The sequence below is a fragment of the Clostridiales bacterium genome (assembly GCA_030016385.1).
In the GTDB taxonomy this organism is placed as follows: Bacteria; Bacillota; Clostridia; order Clostridiales; family Oxobacteraceae; genus JASEJN01.
In genome coordinates, this window is record JASEJN010000004.1 from 16,460 (window position 1) to 38,309 (window position 21,850).

At 38.3% G+C, this 21,850-nt stretch carries 20 protein-coding genes; all 20 read left to right on the forward strand.

Features of this window, described 5'->3' with window-relative positions:
• Positions 1-76: 76 nt before the first annotated feature.
• The 20 genes from QME45_01625 to QME45_01720 all read left to right on the forward strand — a co-directional run bounded on the left by QME45_01625 (position 77) and on the right by QME45_01720 (position 21,762).
• Positions 77-1,786: a sensor domain-containing diguanylate cyclase gene (locus QME45_01625; protein ID MDI6617360.1), complete on the forward strand. Its 1,710-nt coding sequence runs from the start codon at positions 77-79 to the stop codon at positions 1,784-1,786.
• A gap of 290 nt (positions 1,787-2,076) precedes the next feature.
• Complete coding sequence (locus QME45_01630) at positions 2,077-2,652, forward strand: C40 family peptidase (protein MDI6617361.1); 576 nt, start codon at positions 2,077-2,079, stop codon at positions 2,650-2,652.
• Positions 2,653-2,794: 142 nt separating this feature from the next.
• The gene (locus tag QME45_01635) at positions 2,795-3,598 is read left to right on the forward strand and encodes an SPOR domain-containing protein (GenBank protein ID MDI6617362.1); all 804 of its coding nucleotides are present in this window, start codon (positions 2,795-2,797) and stop codon (positions 3,596-3,598) included.
• Between the two features lie 204 nt (positions 3,599-3,802).
• The gene (locus QME45_01640; GenBank protein MDI6617363.1) at positions 3,803-4,057 is read left to right on the forward strand and encodes a DUF4321 domain-containing protein; all 255 of its coding nucleotides are present in this window, start codon (positions 3,803-3,805) and stop codon (positions 4,055-4,057) included.
• A 121-nt stretch (positions 4,058-4,178) separates the two neighbouring features.
• Complete coding sequence (gene radC / locus QME45_01645) at positions 4,179-4,874, forward strand: DNA repair protein RadC (GenBank protein MDI6617364.1); 696 nt, start codon at positions 4,179-4,181, stop codon at positions 4,872-4,874.
• 31 nt (positions 4,875-4,905) lie between these two features.
• Complete coding sequence (locus tag QME45_01650) at positions 4,906-5,943, forward strand: rod shape-determining protein (GenBank protein MDI6617365.1); 1,038 nt, start codon at positions 4,906-4,908, stop codon at positions 5,941-5,943.
• 15 nt (positions 5,944-5,958) lie between these two features.
• Positions 5,959-6,825, forward strand: coding sequence for a rod shape-determining protein MreC (mreC, locus tag QME45_01655; GenBank protein MDI6617366.1), 867 nt, complete (start codon positions 5,959-5,961; stop codon positions 6,823-6,825).
• Positions 6,822-7,331 carry a rod shape-determining protein MreD gene (gene mreD / locus QME45_01660; GenBank protein ID MDI6617367.1) on the forward strand — a complete coding sequence of 170 codons (510 nt, stop codon included), beginning with the start codon at positions 6,822-6,824 and terminating at the stop codon, positions 7,329-7,331. Before mreC ends, mreD begins: the two co-directional genes overlap by 4 nt.
• Before the next feature lie 14 nt (positions 7,332-7,345).
• A complete protein-coding gene (locus QME45_01665) occupies positions 7,346-9,874 on the forward strand; it encodes a penicillin-binding transpeptidase domain-containing protein (protein ID MDI6617368.1) in 2,529 nt (842 codons plus the stop codon).
• Between the two features lie 88 nt (positions 9,875-9,962).
• Positions 9,963-10,586, forward strand: a complete 624-nt coding sequence (minC, locus tag QME45_01670; GenBank protein ID MDI6617369.1) for a septum site-determining protein MinC — start codon at positions 9,963-9,965, stop codon at positions 10,584-10,586.
• A gap of 41 nt (positions 10,587-10,627) precedes the next feature.
• Entirely contained in the window at positions 10,628-11,422 is a 795-nt protein-coding gene (gene minD, locus QME45_01675; GenBank protein ID MDI6617370.1) for a septum site-determining protein MinD, read from the forward strand.
• A 12-nt stretch (positions 11,423-11,434) separates the two neighbouring features.
• A complete protein-coding gene (minE, locus tag QME45_01680) occupies positions 11,435-11,716 on the forward strand; it encodes a cell division topological specificity factor MinE (protein ID MDI6617371.1) in 282 nt (93 codons plus the stop codon).
• A gap of 166 nt (positions 11,717-11,882) precedes the next feature.
• A complete protein-coding gene (gene rodA, locus QME45_01685) occupies positions 11,883-13,019 on the forward strand; it encodes a rod shape-determining protein RodA (GenBank protein ID MDI6617372.1) in 1,137 nt (378 codons plus the stop codon).
• Between the two features lie 10 nt (positions 13,020-13,029).
• Positions 13,030-13,392 (forward strand): methylglyoxal synthase, encoded by a 363-nt coding sequence (mgsA, locus tag QME45_01690; GenBank protein ID MDI6617373.1) that lies wholly within the window; start codon positions 13,030-13,032, stop codon positions 13,390-13,392.
• Between the two features lie 88 nt (positions 13,393-13,480).
• A complete protein-coding gene (locus tag QME45_01695; GenBank protein MDI6617374.1) occupies positions 13,481-14,242 on the forward strand; it encodes a M23 family metallopeptidase in 762 nt (253 codons plus the stop codon).
• A gap of 18 nt (positions 14,243-14,260) precedes the next feature.
• Complete coding sequence (locus tag QME45_01700; GenBank protein ID MDI6617375.1) at positions 14,261-15,121, forward strand: M50 family metallopeptidase; 861 nt, start codon at positions 14,261-14,263, stop codon at positions 15,119-15,121.
• A gap of 59 nt (positions 15,122-15,180) precedes the next feature.
• The gene (locus QME45_01705; protein MDI6617376.1) at positions 15,181-17,046 is read left to right on the forward strand and encodes a TIGR03960 family B12-binding radical SAM protein; all 1,866 of its coding nucleotides are present in this window, start codon (positions 15,181-15,183) and stop codon (positions 17,044-17,046) included.
• On the forward strand, positions 17,018-17,686 hold the full coding sequence (locus tag QME45_01710; GenBank protein MDI6617377.1) for a TIGR03936 family radical SAM-associated protein: 669 nt from the start codon (positions 17,018-17,020) through the stop codon (positions 17,684-17,686). The genes QME45_01705 and QME45_01710 overlap by 29 nt, the downstream gene beginning before the upstream one ends.
• A 284-nt stretch (positions 17,687-17,970) precedes the next feature.
• Positions 17,971-19,248 (forward strand): dicarboxylate/amino acid:cation symporter, encoded by a 1,278-nt coding sequence (locus tag QME45_01715; GenBank protein ID MDI6617378.1) that lies wholly within the window; start codon positions 17,971-17,973, stop codon positions 19,246-19,248.
• Positions 19,249-19,314: 66 nt separating this feature from the next.
• A complete protein-coding gene (locus tag QME45_01720) occupies positions 19,315-21,762 on the forward strand; it encodes a glycoside hydrolase family 38 C-terminal domain-containing protein (protein MDI6617379.1) in 2,448 nt (815 codons plus the stop codon).
• Positions 21,763-21,850: the final 88 nt, after the last annotated feature.

Sequence of the window (21,850 nt, forward strand, 5' to 3'; positions counted from 1 at the left end):
AAAGAAGGAATATGGGGAATCGTATAGAACTACATAGAAAAATTTACTTATATAATTTTTATTGGAGTGAAATATCGTGGAAAAAGAAAGCAGAATAAATATTTACAACTACACAGTTGGAACAGCTTTCGTTATTTTACTGTTATCGATAACCATAAGCAGGGGATTTATTATATATGATAAAAAGCTTTTTTTATTTCTCATAATAATAGAAATAGTTATTGATAAATTCAATATACGTACGCCTAAAGTGTGGATAAGCTTTGCTTCAATAATCGAGCTTGCAAGTTTCTTGCTGCTCGGAATAGTAAATAGTGCATGGATTCAACTGATTTTTATTTTTGTGACAGATTACCTGATGTATAAAAAACCGTTCAATACGGTATTCTTGAATGCAGGCATGACTTTATCCAAAATGTTCGCAGGATCGATTGCATACAAGCTGGTTTTTGAGTCGTTGGGAAGCATGAATGAAAGGTATTTCTCGGTTTCAATGTTTCTCCCCGCTTTATCGTTTACTGTCGCGGCATTTATATGCAATTATATTTTTATATTCATTCAGTTTTATCTAATAAATAACAAACTCGACATGAGGGACGTATTTGACAGCATGAAGTGGGAAATAATCTCGCTGTTTTTCTCAATACCTGCCGCATCGGAATTTGCAGACATTTATAAATACAGCAGCTCACATAATTTATGGTTTTCGACACTTTTTATCCTTCCTATTGTGTTTGCGTGTTTTATATTTACGACCATGAAGAGCACGATTTTCGCAAATAAACAGCTTAAAGCGTTATCAAAGGTGGCTCTGACAATAAACAAGTTTCTTGATGTTGAAAAGACATATAACTCCGTGCTGGATGCCATAAATTCGCTTGTCAGCTTTAAAGGATGTTATATATTCGATATGAAGGATGAAGAAGGAGAAATGATACCTGTCGCATATAGAATGGACGATGATTTCTCCGACAAGGTTTACAGTTTTTCAGTTGAAGAAAGCATATTAGGGCAGATAGTCCATTCTTCAAAAGCGATTATTATAAATGATTTATATATGAAGCCGGGTGACAAGGGTTACTGTGAATACTGCACAATATATAAATCCTGCATACTTGTACCTATGAGGAGGTTAAATAAATGCATAGGCTGTATTATCATATTCAGTGATGAATACAGGGCCTTTGGAGACGAAATACTGGAATTTCTCATGATACTTTCTGATCAAGCCACGATCGCCATTGAAAATGCGAAACTTTTCAGACTGTCTGAAGAAGAAGCTATAACCGATGGTTTAACATATTTATATAATCAGAGATTTTTTTATAGCTGCATCGAGAAAAAAATAAGGGAATGTGAAAAGAACTCGGATGCCATGAGCCTTATAATATTCGATATCGATTATTTCAAAAGGATAAATGATACCTATGGTCATTTAGTGGGTGACTTTGTTATTAGGGAAGTTGCGAGGCTAATCAAGAGCTCCGTAAGGAAAAATGATATAGTTTCAAGATATGGAGGAGAGGAGTTTACGGTGATATTGCCAAGCAGTAAAAGCATGGATGCATATGCCATTGCTGAAAGGATCAGGAAAAGAGTGGAGGATCATATATTTAGATACAAGACCTTTAATATCAAGCTTACAATAAGCGGGGGAATATCCGAATATCCGAATCCTGCATCGAATGCCATGGAAATGGTAAGCTTTGCCGATAGGGCGATGTATTCAGGGGCGAAGGAAAAGGGAAGGAATAAAATAAAGATATATGATACCGGAATGTTGTAAAGTTTTTTAATAAACATGTTGAGGATTTAATATAATATAATAGCCTCGTAAACTGTTACTTATGCAATAAGCAATGGGGGAGTGCATTATGGGATAATATTTGTTACTGTTATGGCATTTTAAAATAAAAAATATTCATAATTTGGTAGGAGAATGATAACAATAAATTTCATATAGATTAAAGCTAAACCTATTCCAAGGTTTTGATACAGCAGCCCGGTAGGGGGTTATGGGTAGAATTCATCCCATGTGTTTTTGCTGTGTCTATGGCTGAAACAGAGGTGCTTAAAATGTATAGATTTATAAGGAAAGTTCTCCTGCTATCTACTATATTTACAATAATGTTTATATGCATTCTCCATGTTAAGTGGGCATATGCAGTATCTGAGCCTTCAGCGAAGGCTAAAGTGAAGATAGCAAGTACTGAAACGAAAAAGGTAAATTATAAAAAGAAATATAAGGTTGCATCAAGAAGCGGTTCAAGTCTTAGTACATTTAAAAATGTGGGTAATGTAATCGATTATGCATGTAAATATATAGGTGCCAGATATAAATACGGTACAGCGGGACCTGCTGCATTTGATTGTTCCGGGTTTATTATGTTCGTAATGGGAAATTACGGTATATCGCTTCCACATTCGGTATACAGCCAGAAAGATTATGGAAAGACTGTATCCAGGGGTGACCTGATGCCAGGTGATCTGGTTTATTTTACTACATCCGGCAATGGGAAGATATCCCATGTAGGTATATATATTGGAGATGGAAATTTTATACATGCATCTTTAAAGGGAGTAATGATAAGCAACTTGAGCCAGAGATATTATAGCAGCCGGTATGTTACGGCAAAAAGAATCATTAATTGAGGGGAGCAGTTTTTTGCTCTCTTTTTTATTTGGGAATATCAAATATAAAATATAATCCTTTTGCATGCGATTGCTGTTAAAAGAAAAAATCATATGATATAATTGGTAATAAATGTTATATTCAGTGCGGGGAGGTTGCACCATGAAATATATAAGATTTGAGTTTGAGGATAATGAATTTGCAAAACTCAATAGATATTTTATAAAAATGATCATTCCTTTTGTCATACTTGTAGTTTCGGCAGGGCTTTTATTATCCAAATTGATAATTATACCTGCCATGTCGGGATCTTCAGCTATAGATGATAAAAGCACAATAAAATATATGAAAGTCAAGCCGAAGAAGTTTTATACTCTTCAGATGGGTGCGTTTGAATCGGAACAGAATGTAAAACTATTTGCAGACAGACTGAGAAAAAAGGGAATACCTTCCTTTATAAATATGGAAATGAAGTATTACCACGTTACTACATGCGCGGATGAAAATAAAGCGTGGGTTACAAAAAGGTTACAATATTACAAATCTCTTGGATATAATAGTATAATTAAAAATATGTCCATTAATGTAAAGGATTTGCCGGAAGCTCTAAAAAATGACCAAAAATGTGCTCTGTTTTATAGCTTGCTTAAGGTTACCGGCGATTCCATAAGTATAAATCAAGATGCATTAAGAGATTATGAGTCTAAAAAGACGGATGATAGAATTCTGAAAAGTAAATTATATGCATCGTACAGCAATATTGCCAAAATATACAATGAATATAAAAAATCATCGACATCTTTAGACTTTAAAGAAATCGACAAGAAAGTAAATGATCAAATAAGCTTATTCAGTGAAATAGGCAAGAATGGGGGAGTGGTAGATAAAATAAATATTGATGAGAAAATGATGCAGATTATATATTATTACCGGGACATCGCTGATAAAGCTAACAGCCTGATTTAAATGTTTGTGCCGGTTTTAAAAAATATATATTATGTTATTAACTACGGCATGGTATTGTTTTTGCCTGCAGAATACAAAAAATACCATAAACCTTCAAATACTTGTATCATGCTTGATTAAATGATAAACTATTATGAGAAAATAAATAAAAAACCCAAATTTTTATTATTTGGAGAATAATTATCTTCTCAGGGGGTAGAATCAATGGTAGGGAAGGGCTATAAAAGTATAAGCAACCTGATAATATTATTGATTATTTGCGGAATAATAGGCAGCTTTGCAGGGGATCTTTTAAAGCCTTATATACCGGGGCTGCTTTCTAAAAATTTTAATATAGGTTTTGGCCCTTTGCCGATAAACTTAAAGATATTAAGTCTGACTCTTGGTTTTTCACTGAATTTGAACTTGTTTTCCATGATCGGACTGGTTATTGCATTGATTATATATTTCAGGCTTTAGGCAAGGTATATGGCTGCTTTAAAAGTAATATTGCATATAAGTTTTCAGGAAAAGCTGAATTTCAGGCTTTCCTGTATTCTAAAGCATTCAGGCATAGATATTTTTAAAATAGGTGTTAAGGATGAATAGTTTAAGGAATAGTTTAACAATCAAAGACATGCCTGCTTCGGAAAGGCCTCGCGAAAGGCTATCGAAGTATGGAGCTGATGTATTGTCAAATTCGGAATTGTTAGCCATAATATTAAGAACAGGAAGCAGAAATGTTTCAGCAATTGACCTGGCAAATAAGCTTTTGAAAGGTGAAGGCGGGTTAAGGCGCCTTTATGAGCTGAGTTTTGAAGAATTAAAGAGCATTGATGGCATCGGTAGCGCAAAAGCTTCGCAAATAAAGGCTTCACTTGAGCTTGGAAAACGCCTCAGGACTTTTAAGGATGATGTAAGCTTGTACATTAAATCTCCGGATGATATTGCAAGCATTGTGATGGAAGATATGCGTTATCTAAAGAAGGAATGCTTAAAACTTATAATGCTGAATACAAAAAACATGGTTATTTCTATCAAAGATGTTTCGATAGGAGGATTGAATTCTTCGATCGTACATCCAAGGGAAATATACATAGAGGCCATAAAGAGATCAAGCTCCTCGATTATAATATGCCATAATCATCCTTCAGGAGACCCATCTCCAAGTAATGAAGATATAAACGTCACGAAGAGAATATATGAGGCAGGAAAAATTATCGGGATAGAACTGCTGGATCATATTATAATAGGTGATGGAAAATATATAAGTTTAAAAGCAAAAAATATTATGTGATCGATAAAGCTGTTGGAAAGGGGATAAATTAATGAGCTTTTTAGGATTAGTAAAGGATATGGGGATAGATTTAGGTACTGCAAATACATTGATATATGTAAAGGGAAAGGGAATAGTGTTAAGGGAACCATCCGTGGTTGCGGTAAGGAATGATGCATCAAAGATGCCTCTTGCGGTTGGTGATGATGCCAAGCAGATGATAGGAAGAACACCTGGGAATATAGTTGCGATAAGGCCGCTTAAGGATGGTGTTATCGCTGATTTTGATATTACACAGACCATGATGAAATATTTCATACGAAAGGCATTCAGCAAAGGGACTTTCACAAGGCCGAGAATAGTCGTATGCTATCCTTCCGGAGTGACTCAGGTTGAAAGGAATGCAATTGAAGAAGCTACCTACCAGGCCGGTGCAAAGCATGTATATTTGCTTCCGGAGCCTATGGCGGCTGCAATTGGTGCAGGTCTTCCGGTTGAAGAACCTACGGGAAGCATGGTCGTCGATATCGGCGGAGGCACTACCGATGTCGCGGTAATATCACTGGGAGGAATTGTAACCAGCAAAGCTTTGCGTATTGCAGGAGATGAAATGGATCAGGCAATAGTTTCATATATTAAAAGGCAGTACAGCCTGATGATAGGCGAAAGGACTGCAGAGGAGATAAAGATAGAGATAGGTTCCGCATTTGAGACAGATGCTGAAAAAACCAAAGAGATAAGAGGAAGGGATCTTGTTACAGGACTTCCAAAACTTTTGGTTATAACTTCATCGGAAATAAGGGAAGCTTTAAGCGAACCTGTAAACGCTATAATCGATGCGATAAAGTCCACACTTGAAAAAACACCTCCCGAGCTTGCAGCGGATATCATGGATAAGGGTATAATGCTGACAGGGGGAGGAGCTTTGCTCAACGGGTTAGACAAACTTATCAATAAGGAGACGCAGATGCCTGTAAATATTGCGGAAGAGCCGCTGGACTGCGTTGCGATAGGTGCAGGGAAGGCGCTAGAAAATATTGACAGGCTGGGTACTATAAGTTCTTTATCTTTAACAAAAAAGAACAGGTAGAAAGCGGGTGTATGTATGCGCCGGATTCTACAGAACAGATTGCTTACCATAGTAATCGTACTTAGTTTGATATTTGTTGTTTTTATCGGACTTACCGCCACAAGAAGCGACAGGGCGGGCATATTTGAAGGTGTCGTGGGAGATGTGCTGAATCCCGTACAAAAGTATCTGTACATGGGCGGTCAGCGGATCAATAATTTTTTTGAATTTATTGTGAATATTTCTTCAATCAGCAAAGAAAATGAAAGCTTGAAGAAAAAGGTAACAGAGCTTCAAAATTCAATGGCTGATTATGAAACTATGAAGACCGAGAACCAGAAATTTAAAGATATGTTAAAATTCAGGGACGAAAATAAATCGTACTCTACGGTTGCCGCAAATGTTATAGGAAAGGGATCCGGTAACTGGTTTGATATAATCATAATAAATAAGGGAACCAACCAGGGTATAAAGAAATATTATCCGGTAGTCGCAGCCCAGGGGCTTGTTGGACAAGTTACTAAAACAGGGCCCAACTGGTCAGAAGTTATGTCTATAGTCAATGAAAGCAGCAGGATCAGGGCGTCCTTAAGCAGGACGGATGAACAGGGTATAATACAGGGTATGTCAGCTGTAAACGGTGAAAAAAATTGCAAAATAATGTACCTGAAAAGCGATTCCGATATTAAGAAAGGGGATTCTGTCGTCACTTCAGGCATGAGCAAGTTTTTCCCCAAAAATATAATGATAGGTACAATTGAAGATGTAAGCGACGATAGCAATGAATTTGCAAAATCTGCCATAATAAAACCCAGCGTCGATTTTACAAAGATCAGGGAGGTATTTGTTGTGACGAATTCGATCAGCAAGGACGATTATCCCGATGAGGCGACTATAAAATGAAAAGGTTTGTTATACCGTTGATAATATTGATGCTCGTAGGAATACAGAATAGTTTGTTCGAGAATATACGCATATTGGGGGTAAAGCCTGATATCGCTTTAACATTTGTTATATGTTATACGCTTGTAAGGGGCAACCCGGAAGGTACTGTGGCCGGTATATTATGCGGCTTATTCGAGGATATTTTTTTTGCAGGTGCCTTTGGAATAAATTCCATTGGATGCATGATTACTACATATCTAATCGGAAGTATGGAAGGCAACCTCTATAAGGATAATATATTTATTCCAGGCATATTTACACTCATTGGAAGCATACTAAAAGAATGTATCGTCATGCTCATGCTGTATCTTACAAGAAACAATATCGTATTGTATAGTGCTTTAACAAAGATAATAATACCTGAAGCCATATATAATATGATAATTGTCGTACTGTTTTTTAAATTTGCGGCTAAAATAAGCAGCAGGTACTATATAATGAAGCCCGGCAATTTTATTTCCTGAGAAGGTGTATATTTATGGAGAAAAAGAAATATTTTACGAGGTATACAGCTTTATCTATAATACTCATCGTTATGTTTTCGGCTCTGTGCTTCAAGCTGGCTGACTTGCAGATTGTGCATGGAGATGAGTTCTTGAAGCAAGCGCAGGATAAAAGCATAAGGGAAATTCCATATGAAGCTCCAAGAGGCGAGATAATCGACAGAAACGGTTACAAGTTTGCAACGAATGTCCAGAGTTACACGATATTTATGATGAAACCTGAAGATGACAATAAAGATGCCGGATCAAAGAAGGAATCCGGCTTGAATGCTGCAATCAAAAATATGCTCGGCGCTTCAAACAAAGAAGCAACACAATCGGATGATAGCGGTAAACCAGAGTTAAATGATGTAATCGAAAGGCTGCTGGATATTTTAAACAAAGACAAAGAAAAGATAAATGATGATTTCCGCATTATATTAAAAACCGACGGCAGCGGTAAGACATATTTTGATTTCAATTTTAATAGTACTGATGAAAAGGAAAGAGAAAAATCCGCAAATGATTGGATTAAAAAAAATATAGCTGATGAAAAAGTGAGCGAGAGCCTTACGGATGGGAAGATAAAAATGACTCTGCAGCAGAAGGCTGAAAAGGCTTTCAATGAGTTGGTAGATGAATTTGATGTAAAGCCTAAGGATAAAAACCACCAGAACTTGAATTTTAAAAGGCAGATGGTGGTTGTGAATCAGATGATAAAAGACATGGGCTATCAGATGTATAAACCTGTTGAGATAGCATATGTAAGCCAGAGTACAGCATTTGAAATAATGGAGAAAAGTTTGTATCTTCCAGGTGTCGATTACAGGCTCAAGCCTTTGAGGACATATCCTTACGGTGAACTGGCATCCCTTATAGTGGGGAGCCTGAGGAAGATTCCCGCAGAAAAGTCCGATGAATATAAAGCTAAGGAATATGATATCAATTCGGATTTGATAGGAAGGGATGGAATCGAATCCGCTGAAGAAGATAAATTAAGAGGAACGAAGGGTAACAAGAGGGTAAGGGTCGATGCAAAAGGAAGAGTAACTGAGGAATTTCCAGTAAAGGATTCTATTCCGGGAAAGAACGTTATGCTTACAATAGATAAAAATCTGCAGCAGGTTGCGGAGAATTCCCTTGATAATGTGATGAAAGATCTCAGAACCGGTCAGGGCGGCCTCGATAAAAAGAAATATCCAAATGCTACAAGGGGCGCTGCCGTAGTCCTGGATGTAAAAACAGGCGAAGTCCTCGCAATGGCAAGCAGACCCGGCGGATACAACCCCAATGATATGGCAGCCAACGGAAGCATAAATCAGAGCCTTTGGAAAAAGCTTTCGGGCGATAAAAGCCTCTATCCGGATATTAAAGATCCGGAGAGAATTCCAAAGCCGATGTTTAATTACGCAACCCAGGGAGCCGTGCCTCCAGGGTCGACATTCAAGATGATATCTGCCATAACGGGTCTTGAAACAGGGCAGATAACGCCTTATACGCGAATCAACTGCGTAGGGCAATACAGGGTTGTCAAAAACTTTACAGGCAACTGCTGGATATGGAATTATCATCCCGGAAGAGGGCATGGATGGCAGGTGCTGCGTACCGCTCTGGAAAACTCATGCAACTATTTTTTCTTTGATGTCGGACGGCGTGTAGGACTGGACAATTTGGCAAAATATGCAAAATTGTTCGGGCTTTCAAATGATCCGACAGGCATAGAGATCGCTGAAAGGCCGGGCAATGTTTCAAACGTCGAAACCGCAAAGGAAAAAGCCGTTGCCGTATCATTAAACGGCATACTGAGGGATATATGCGAGCCTAATTATGATCCAAAAATAGGAAAGTTTAATCCTACGCCGGAGCAAAAAACATTGATTGAGAACATGCTCAAAAACAATGACAGAAGCTATTCAAAGCTTAAGGATGCCGGAATAACCAGTGCAAAGATGAGAGACAGGATAATCCAGGGCGTCATTGCGGCTTATCATGATTATAATAACCAGTGGCTTGCACTTAATGCTGCAATTGGCCAGGGAGACGATTATTTTACGCCGCTGCAGATGGCAAATTATGTAGCGACTATTGCAAACGGAGGGGTGAGATTAAAGCCTCATCTTGTAAAGCAGATATTGAGCCAGAATGGTGAGGTATTAGATAGCGTCAAGCCGGAAGTCATGGAAAAAATAAATCTTAAGCCTTCTACTCTGCCGGCGGTTATAGCAGGCATGAATGCTGTTACCGGCGGGGAAACCGGTACTGCTGTTTCTGCATTTAAAAATTTCCCAATACAAACTGCAGGCAAAACAGGAACGGCGCAGGCAACAGGGAAAAGAGACGATTATTCATGGTTTGTAGGATTTGCCCCAGCCGACAATCCACAGATCGCCGTGGCGGTTACAATACACGAAGGCGGCGGACATGGAGGGGCAAATGTCGCAAGGGATATTTACGAATATTACTTCAAATTGAATACAGGCAATCAGGCTGCAAAGCAGACAACATCGCATGCAGCCACAAATTAAACCCGCACAGGGTTTATTTTTTTCGCTTTTTTGCAGGAATTATAGAATTTATGAAGAAAATTTATAGGTATACAATGGAGGTATCAGGATGAAAGAGCAAAATATATTGTTTAAAGGCACTAAAGATGGCGTTACGGTTGTAGTAAATGATGATACTGATTATGAATTAATAAAAAAGGCAATCGACAGCAAAGTGCGTATTTCGAAAAACTTTTTTAAAAACGGCAGATTATTTATTGATTTTTCAAATACTCATATTGATAAAATTGTTCAGAATAAGATTCAGGAACAAATTTTTGATGATTTTCAAATCACAATGGAAAAAGTGGAGAAGACGAAAGGCAGAATGTTTACCGGTATTTACGAAGGAAAGACGAAGTTTTTAAGCAGTACTATTCGTTCAGGCCAGCATATCGAATACGAAGGCAATATTGTAGTGATAGGCGATATAAATGCAGGAGGTCAAATTACGGCAGAAGGGAACATAATCGTGCTGGGCTCATTGAGAGGTGTGGTACATGCAGGGTCATCAGGGAACACAAAAGCAGTTGTGGCTGCGTTTTCTCTCCAGCCTACGCAGCTTCGGATAGCCGATGTCTTTTCAAGGGCGCCTGATGGAAAGGCGCAAAAACCTAAGTGCCCAGAACTTGCAAGGGTTAAGGATGGCTGTATCGTTATAGAGCCATATGCACCAAATAAATTTTTTGATTAAAAATTTTTTAAAGTTTTCGAAAAAGGTATGGAGGGATATAAATGGGTGTTGCTTATGTAATAACTTCCGGTAAGGGCGGAGTTGGAAAAACAACAACAACTGCAAATGTCGGTACGGCTCTTGCAAAGTTGGGCAAAAAAGTTGCAATTGTTGATGCTGATACAGGACTTAGGAATCTCGATGTGGTTATGGGTCTTGAGAACAGGATAGTTTACGACCTTGTAGATGTAGTGGATGGAATTTGCAGATTGAAACAGGCTCTTATAAGAGACAAAAGGTTTGAAGGGTTGTATCTTTTGCCTACGGCTCAAACAAAAGAAAAGACAGCTGTAAGACCCGAGGAGATGCAGAAAATATGCAATGAACTAAAAGAGGGGTTTGAGTTTGTTTTGATAGATTGCCCGGCGGGGATTGAAAGAGGTTTCGAAAATGCTATTGCAGGGGCGGATAAAGCAATCGTAGTTACTGTTCCCGAAGTGTCAGCTGTAAGAGATGCCGACAGGATAATAGGAAAATTGGAGTCTAAGGGTATGACGGACCATGAGCTCATAATAAACAGAATCAAGATTGATATGGCAAAGCGTGGGGATATGTTAAACATAGATGATATGATAGATATTTTATCCATAAAACTTTTGGGAGTTGTGCCCGATGACGAAAAAATAATCATATCGACAAACAGGGGAGAACCTGTCGTGAACGATGAGAGTTCACAGGCCGGAAGGGCATACAGAAATATCGCAAGAAGGCTGAATGGTGAAGATGTGCCTTTTATGCATATCGAATCCGAAAGAAGCTTTAAAAGTTTCATAAAGAAAGTATTCAATATAAAATAAGGGGGAAAAGATATGGACGTATTTAAATCCTTGTATAAGTATGGAAATGGCAGCAAAGACGTGGCCAAAGAGCGCCTCAAGCTGATATTGATACATGACAGAGCTAATATACCCCCGCAGTTTTTGAGTATGATAAAGGGAGACCTTATAAAAGTCATATCCGATTATGCTGAAATCGATGAAGAAGGCATTGAAATAACCATAAATACCGGCGGGGAGGGCGGGAGAAAAAGCAGTGTGTCCTCTCTTGTGGCAAGCATCCCTATAAAGAAGGTAAAGAGCATAGGAAAATAGATAGCGATTTAAAGATAGATTATGTTATTTTGAACACTCATTCGTCGTTCAAAATAACATAAGTTCATATTACGAATCGAAGGTCTTTTAATTTGGCTGTAGATGGGAGATATTATTTATGCTATAATTTTATGTGTATTTTATTCGCTTTTAAGGGGTGTTTGGCTTGAAATTCAATAAAAAACTTATTAAGGACTTTGATTTTGGGCTTCTGATAAATGTTCTTCTTATATGCGTCGAAGGTATTATTGCCATAAGCAGTGCAACCAAGGCTTTTAACGGCGGGAGCATGAAGTTTTTTATTCTTCAGATTATATGGATAATCCTCGGCTTGGCTGTCATGGCTGTAATTGTGTCCATCGATTATAATACCATTAAAATGTATTATAAATTTATTTATATTGCAAATGTCGCTTTGCTTTTATTGCTGGTTGTTCTTAATAAGGTTACCAATGGTGAAATCGGAGGAGAAACAAATGGCGCAGTAAGCTGGTTCAGTATAGGCACTTTTGGGCTGCAGCCGTCTGAATTCATGAAAATATCGCTCATTATAGTCTTTGCCAAAAAAATTGAAGACTTTGAAGGCAATGTAAATAATATTAAAAACCTATCCATACTTTTTCTGTATGCTGCGATACCTCTCGGATTGATTGCAGCGCAGCCTGACTTAGGTACGGATATGGTTCTGGCAGCTATAATAATCGGAATGCTTTTTATGGCAGGCCTTGACCTCAGGATAATTTTTGGAGGCCTGCTTACAGGGGCAGCCAGTATATATGCAATTTGGAATTATACTAAATTGATAAGTGAGGAGCAGAAGGGAAGGATAGTTTCGTTTCTTCATCCTGAGCTTGATCCCTTGGGTACGAATTATCAGCCCAATGAGTCCAAAATAGCGGTAGGCTCTGGGCAGATCTTTGGGATGGGATTTGGAAATGGGTTGCAAAGCGGTGGGGATTATGTTTCATATGCATATTCAGACTTTATATTTTCAGTGATAGCTGAGGATTTCGGATTCATCGGGTCCGTAATCGTGATAGTCGTGTATATATCCTTGATTTTCAAGTGTATCGGCATATCCAGAATTGCAAAGGACAAATTCGGCCGGATGCTGGTGATCGGCGTTGCTTCCATGTTTATATTCCAAGTATTTCAGTGCATAGGCATGGCCATCGGCATTATGCCTATTACCGGGATTACTCTCCCGTTTATAAGCTATGGGGGGAGTTCGATGTTGACAAACATGATAGCTATAGGGTTAGTGCTCAATGTGGGGATGAGAAGGCATAAGATTAATTTCTAGGAGGAGATTTATGAATATAGCGTTTATTGCACATGACAAAAAAAAGGACGACATGATTAATTTTGTTATGAAATATAAGGAAATAATTAAAAAACATAAGTTGTTTGCCACAGGCACGACAGGCAAACTCATAAGTGAGATAGTCGGCCTTGACGTCCACAGGTTTCTGTCAGGTCCACTTGGCGGCGATCAGCAGATAGGAGGGGAAGTAGCTGCAGGTAATATAGATATGGTATTTTTCCTGCGGGATCCTCTGACGGCTCAACCTCATGAACCCGATGTCACAGCGCTTCTTCGCATATGCGATGTCCACAGTGTTCCCCTTGCGACAAACATGGGTACTGCCAAAATACTGATCAATTCCTTAAAATGACGATGATTTTTCGTCGTTTTTTTATTTTTATATAATAAAAATTCACCCCCTAAAATATAAATATATAAAGCACACTGGGGGTGATACTTTGAGAGAGATAGAAAGAAACTACAGTATAAGAAAAAGCGACTACTTAAGCCGCTATTCCTCAAGGTATGGTAAAAGAGGAGTAAAAAGAATAGATAAAAAGACTATAGAAAAAATTATCAACCAATTTATTGTTTCTGCAGTTATTGCACTTGTTATAATCATCATTTCCAACATAAAAACGCCGTTTATAACTGATTTTATTAAAAATGTAAAATGGGTTGCACATGAAGACTATGATTTCAAAGGGCAGTTTAGTGTATTCTTTCAGAAAACTATTCCCGGATTAACTGAAAATGTAAAGAAAATCCCTGACAGCATACTCGGCAAAAACAGCTCCGTAAATACTTCATCTGATAATATGATGATCATTCCCGTAGATGGAGAAATAACATCGGCCTTTGGCATAAGGAATAACCCTGTTGAGCCAGGGAGCAGCGAAATGCATGGAGGAATAGATATCGCCGCATCCGATGGCACGCCGATAAAAGCTGCTATGGGCGGTACCGTCGAAAATGTGGGAGAGGATAAATCGCTGGGAAGAATGGTAAAGATAAAGCATGATGGAGGATTGGAAACAGTATATGGCCACTGCTCGGAGATACTGGTGAATAAGGGGCAAAGCGTTAAGCAGGGCGATATAATAGCAAAGGTTGGCCATACAGGTAATGTAACGGGGCCTCATGTTCACTTTGAAGTGATAAAGGATGGTACAAAAATAGATCCTCTTAATGAGATAAGAAACACTGCAGAGCTTAAATAATTGGGGGTTTTTAAATAGTTGCAGGGTAAATTTAAGATCAATAAGTACTTTATTCTGGCACTTCTGGTGTTTATTATCGCAGGATTCTATAAGGATATGCTGCTTTTATTTTTGTTTGTCATCCTTCATGAGCTATGCCATGTACTAGCGGCATATTTGTGCGGTGTTAAAATAAAAAATATTGAAATTTTCCCATTCGGCGGAGTCGCGAGAATAGACGACCTTGACTATATAGGCATATGTAAAGAGATAATCATAACAATGGCCGGACCTTTATTTAATATCGCTTTAGCCGTTGTCTTATTCATGTTATATAAAGCGGGAGCAATGGCAAAAATGCCTGTTGACATGATAAATATCAACTTGATGATCGCGCTATTTAACTTGTTTCCCGGATTGCCCCTCGATGGAGGCAAGATTTTCAGGGCGGTGCTCAGCTTACGCATTGGTTTCAAAAAAGCCACAAATATAGCCGCGTATTCCGGAAAGATTATTTCGGTTATCATATTTATATTTGGGATTTACGAGATATTTCGCGGCGTGTTCAACATATGGCTTCTGATTGTGCCATTTTTTTTGTTTATTTTAGCAAATAATGAAAAGAATATGGTAATGTTTATGATAATAAAAAACTTATTAAACAAAAAAAAACATTTGAAGACAAAAGGGATGATGGAAACAATGGTTATGTGCGCTCATGAAAATACAAGCATAAGCGATATCCTGAAAAGCTTTGATGTTGACAAATATCATATAGTGATCGTTTTGGGGGAGGATATGAATATCAAAGCCGTATTGACAGAATCACAGATTTTTAATAATCTAACAATGGAGGATAAGGGCTTTACAATAGGTGACATAAGTGAAAAAATCAAGTGAGATATGAAGTTTAAGAATACACGAATTATCTTAAGAAGATTAACTTCAGGAGGAAAGTAATGGGAGTAAATTTATCGGATGAAATGCTTTATAATGTATCAAAACCCGAGAGATATATCGGCAACGAAATGAACAGCGTGCATAAAAATCCAGATGGAATAGATGTAAGATTTGCATTTTGTTTTCCAGATATATATGAAGTCGGGATGTCCCATCTTGGAATGAAGATACTGTATCATATGCTGAACGAAAGAGAAGATACGTATTGTGAGAGAGTTTTTGCCCCGTGGACCGACATGGAAGATGAGATGAGAAAGAGGAATATTCCCCTGTTTGCAATAGAATCAAGGGACGAGATAAAAAAATTCGATTTCGTAGGATTTACCCTGCAGTATGAGATGAGTTATACAAATATTGTCAACATGCTGAACCTTGCAGGATTACCTTTGCGCAGCAAGGATAGAGAAGACGGGCCTTTTATAATATGCGGAGGGCCGTGCGCTTATAACCCCGAGCCATTATATGAAATTGCAGACATATTTGTAATAGGTGAGGGTGAAGAAGTGCTTGATGAGATAATAGACGCATATATAAAGTGGAAGCGTTCCAAAAATGACAGGATACAATTTTTAGAATCGATAGCAAACATAAGAGGTGTTTACATACCTTCTTTTTATGATGTGGAATACAATGAAGACGGGACGATCAAAAATTTTTACCCTGTAGACGAAAAATATCCGAAAACGATACAAAAAAGAATCATAAAAAATCTTGACAGCGCATACTTCCCCGATAAAATAATAGTCCCATACATGGATATCGTTCATGACAGGATAATGCTGGAAGTATTCAGGGGATGCACAAGAGGATGCAGGTTTTGTCAGGCAGGAATGGTATACAGACCGGTAAGGGAGAAAACCAGGGAAAATTTGCTAAAGCAGGCACAAAAGTTGATAGAAAACACAGGATATGAGGAGATTTCCCTGTCATCTTTAAGCATCTGTGACTATTCCGATATAGAAAATTTGGTAATGGATTTGATCGAAGAACATGAAAAGGATAAGGTGGGTGTATCGCTTCCATCCCTTAGAATAGATTCATTTTCAGTAGATCTTATAAATGAAATACAAAAGGTAAGGAAAACAGGACTTACATTTGCCCCTGAGGCTGGAACCCAGAGGATGAGGGATGTTATAAACAAGGGTGTTACCGAGGATGATCTCATAAGATCAGTAACATCTGCGTTTAGTTCGGGGTGGAGCAACATCAAGCTTTATTTCATGATCGGCCTTCCAACCGAAGGAATGGATGATATAGATGGAATTGCAAATATGGCGTATAAGGTAAAGGATGCTTACTACAGTGTGCCAAGGGAGAAAAGAAAAGGCGGTTTGAATATTACCGTAAGCACTTCTTCTTTTGTGCCTAAACCATTCACGCCATTTCAATGGGATGCACAGGATTCGATGGAATTATTAAACGAAAAGCAGAACTTTTTAAAGAAAAGGATAAGGGATAGGCATATAAAATATAACTGGCACGAACCTGAGGTAAGCATGCTGGAGGCAGTGTTTGCAAGAGGGGATAGGAGGCTTTCAAATGTTTTGATAAGCGCTTATAAAAAAGGCTGCAAATTTGACGGATGGGCAGACCATTTTAATTTTGATTTGTGGATGGAAGCCTTCAAGGAAAATAATATCGATCCGGCTTTTTACGCAAACAGAAAAAGAAACTATGATGAAATTCTGCCATGGGATCATATAGATATAGGCGTAAAAAAAGAATATCTCATGAATGAGAGGGAGAAAGCAATGAGAGGCGAACTTACTCGGGATTGCAGGGCTGGTTGCACAAATTGTGGCGTCATGGATCTATTTGGCAAGGGGGTATGTTTTAATGGCTCGGTACATAATAAAGTTCTGTAAGGGAGAAGAAGTAGAATTCATATCGCATTTGGACCTTATGAGATGCATGCAGAGAGCTTTGCGCAGGGCTAAAGTAGATGTTTCATATACAAAGGGCTTTAACCCTCATGCTCAGCTTTCCTTTGCGACGCCTCTTCCTGTTGGAATATCAAGCAGATGTGAATATATGAGCATAAAAACCGATGGGGAAATAGATGCTGAAAAGTTGGTATCCAGGCTAAACCGCGCTCTTCCACAGGGATTGGAAATTATAAGCGCAGCAGAGGTGGATGATAATTATCCATCTCTTATGTCAAAAGTCAGGGCCGCTTTGTATGAAATAGCATTAACAGGTGTTGACAGGGAGAAATTCACTGATGATATATTTGATCTGCTTATGAAGGAGCCTTCGGTAGAGGTAACAAAAAAGAGCAAGAACGGTGAAAAATTGATCGACATAAAAGGCATGATCCTGAATATCAAACTCGAACGCGTAGATAATGACGAAATAATATTTGAAGCATTATTATCGTCTGGAATCAACAATAACTTGAATCCCATACTGTTAACGGATGCCTTAAGATCGCATATTGAAAGCCTTGGGGATTCAAAAATAAAATATATCTTAAAGCTTGAAACATTAATGGGAGGCGATCATTAAATTTAGCGGAAAGTCTCAAGGCTGCTGGCCTTAGAACTTACAAAACTTGAATCTGGCGAATGAGTGTTCAAAATAACATAAGCTCATATTGCGAATTGAATGTTTTTTCATATTATGTTGAAAGTGCAAGTAAATAAATGTAATATTAACATATGGCTATACTTTTCTTATTTAAAGAATATTATTATAATTTCCAAGCTGCAAGGCTCGTGCCGTAATATTTTTTGAATATATAGCTTATGCCTCAAAATATAATAATTTTTATTTTAGAAGGAGAAGATATTATGAATTTTTTAAAATCCCATAAATCTTCAATGGTTTTGTTGTTATCCGTTGTAATAGGTGGAATCATCGGTGTTATATTTGGTGCTTCGGCAAAAGTTCTCGAACCCTTAGGTACTCTTTTTATTAATCTGATGTTGGTTCTAATTGTGCCTCTGGTATTTTTCAGCATCTCTTCAGCGATATCCAATATGAATGAAATAAGGCGTTTCGGCAGAATCGTAATAACTATTGTCATAATATTTATATGTACATCTCTGATCGCTTCTATGCTCGGGCTTGCCGGTGTCTATGCATTCAATCCTACGAGTGGAATCAGTGCGGAGAATGTAAAAAAAATACTTTCGATTTCAGGCGGACAGATTCAAAAGTCCGAACAGGTCGGCGTTCTTCAACAGATTGTAAATACCATCACTGTATCTGATTTCGTGTCGCTGTTTTCGAGGACAAATATGCTCCAGCTTATTATATTTTCCGTTTTATTTGGGATAGGTACGATTATGGCTGGAGAAAAGGGCAGGGTAATATCGAATTTTCTGGAGGCCGGAACTGAAGTTATAATGAAGATTATAAAAATAATCATGTACTATGCCCCGATAGGAATCGCATGTTATTTTGCTTCGGTTGTCGGACAGCTTGGCGCGCAACTATTAGAAGGATATTTGAAAACATTTATATTATATATAGTACTTTCCGCAGTTTATTATTTTGGCTTTTTCACCCTTTACTCTTTTGTATCAGCCGGCAAAAACGGTATCAGGATTTTCTGGAAAAACTGTATAGTGCCATCAGCCACTGCTATTGCAACTTGTTCCAGTGCGGCATGTATTCCAGTCAATTTGGAAGCTGTAAAAAATATGGGTATAAAAGATGATATATGTGATACGGTAATCCCGATTGGTACAAATGTACATAAAGATGGTTCTGCTCTTGCAGGTGTCTTAAAGATAGTATTTCTATTTGGGATTACAGGAAGAAGCATAACAGGGTTTAGCACCGTATTAGGTATAATTATGATAGCATTTTTGTCCGGCACTGTAATGGGAGCCATCCCTAATGGCGGGCTTATCGGAGAGATGCTCATTTTAAATATATATGGATTCCCTTCGTCATATCTTCCGATTATTGCAGTTATAAGCACCATTACCGACGCCCCTGCAACCTTGTTAAATGCGATAGGCAATACTGTTTGCACGATGTTGACATCACGCTTTATAGAGGGTAGGAACTGGATGAAAAACAAACTAAGCAAGACACAGAATCTTACCATTATAAAATAAAAAAGCCCAAGTAAATTCACATATTTTTTAAGCCCTGCAGCTTGGGTGATTGGTTAGGAGAAATTTATGAATAAAAAGGATAAAAAATTATATATGATAGGCAATGCACATATCGACCCTGCATGGCTGTGGCAGTGGCAGGAGGGATTTAATGAGGTAAAGGCCACATTCCGTTCAGCTCTTGACAGGATGAAGGAATATCCGGATTTTATCTTTACAGGCAGTTCCGCGGCATATTATAAATGGGTTGAAGACAATGCGCCTGAAATGTTTGAAGAAATAAAAGAAAGGGTCAAAGAGGGACGCTGGGTGATAGTCGGAGGATGGTGGATAGAGCCCGACTGTAATGCACCATGCGGTGAGTCCTTTGTCCGCCAGGGGCTTTATGGCCAGATGTATTTCAATGAAAAATTTCATGTAACCGCACATACGGGATATAATGTAGACAGTTTTGGACATAATGGGATGCTGCCTCAAATTCTTAAAAAATGCGGTATGGATAATTATGTATTCATGCGTCCGGGCCGCCATGAAAAAAGCCTGCCTGGAATCATATTTAGATGGGAGTCGTCTGATGGTTCAAGTGTAAACGCATTCAGAATACCCTTTGAATACCTTACATGGCCGAAAGGAATTACTTCGCACGTAGAGCGATGTGAAGGTGAAATCAAAGATATAGATACGGGAATCATGTGCTTTTATGGAGTAGGAAACCATGGCGGAGGGCCTACAAGGCAGAATATAGAAAGCATTCACGAATTGAATGAAAATCCGGATTATCCGTCACTTATCATGGCATCTCCGGATATGTACTTTGAAGATATCAAAAAAAGTGATATAAAGCTTCCGGTAGTTCATGGTGAATTGTTTCATCATTCGAGCGGTTGTTACAGTGCGAACTCCGAAATAAAGAGGCTTAACCGAAGGGCAGAAAACCGTCTTATCGAAGCAGAAAAGTTTTCGACCGTATCCAATATACTTACCGGTCAGAGATATCCTCTTGAAGAATACCGCTTGGTATGGGAAAATGTATTGTTCAACCAGTTTCACGATATACTATCTGGTACAAGCATAGAGCCTGTATATGAAGATGCGAGGGAATCTTATGGGTATTCACTCCATACTGCGGCAGTTTATATGAATTATGCGCTGCAGGCTGTATCATGGAATATAAATATACCTGTTGAAGATGGAATGAAACCGATTGTCGTGTTCAACCCGCATAGCTTTTCGTTAAAAGCGGAGATTGAAATGGAATCTTCATTTATCAAAAAGGAATTTGCGCTTGTAGATGACCATGGCGTGGAAATACCGATGCAGATTATACAGTCGAAGGCTGCGGCATCGGGGCGATGCCGTATATGCTTTATTGCAGATTTGCCTCCTATGGGATACAGGACATATAGATTGGTTAAAAAGGATAATATTAAGGAGTTTGTTCCCTTGAATTCTACTGATACCGCTTTTGAAAATGATTTTTTCAGAGTTGAATTTGATGGCTCTACGGGATATATAAAATCATTTATTAAAAAAGACAGCAAAAGTGAAATTTTCGAGGGCGATGCCGCGGTTCCTGTTGTAATAAATGATAAAAGCGATACATGGTCTCATGGAGTAAGACGTTTCAAAAGTGTTGCAGGATATTTTAAAGCCGTAAAAGTTCATCTTGTGGAGAACGGCCCTGTAAAATCGGTTATCAGGGTTGAGAGCGAATATGGCAAGTCCAGAATAATGCAGGATTTTATCATCTACAGGGAATTAGACTTTATTGAAGTTAAAACAACCGTTGACTGGCATGAAAAGTTTTGCATGCTGAAAATTAAATTTCCGGTTAATCTTAATTACTGCCGTGGAAGCTATGAGATCCCCTATGGATTTGCAGAAAGAGAACCGGACGGGGAGGAGTACCCTATGCAGAGCTGGATTGATTTTGAAGGGTCAACTCCCGGAAACTCGAATATAATAGGAATTTCGATATTGAATGATGGGAAATACAGTTATGATGCGGAAAACAAAGTTGTGAGCCTTACGGTCCTGAGAAGTCCCATATATGCGAACCATGCACCTTTCGTGCCTGATGAAAATCTGAAATATACATTTATGGATCAGGGAGTTCAAAAATTTGCATATGCACTTTATCCGCACAACGGAAGCTGGGAAAACGCTGAAACAGTCAAACGTGCCCTCAGCATGAATCAGAAACCCATAGCGCTGTTTGAAACCTATCACAAAGGAAGACTTAAAGAGGCAGCCTCGTTTATCAGCATTTCCGCTCCCAATGTCGTAGTGGGCGCCATGAAGCAGGCGGAGGATGGAAGCAAAGATATAATATTGCGTATGTATGAAACGGCCAAAAAAAATACTTATGCAACTATCGAACTTCCTCTTTTAGATAGAAAAATAGATGTAAAGTTTGCCAAATGTGAGATAAAGACACTGCGCATACCGCGTGATGCATCATCAGAAGTTATAGAGACGAATATGCTTGAGACACGTGAAAATGGAGATAAATAATATGAAAATATTAAAAAGGGTTTATTACATGCCGATGGCTTGCAGGTCATAATGATTGCCGGATAAACCGCAGAAAAACAGGAGGATA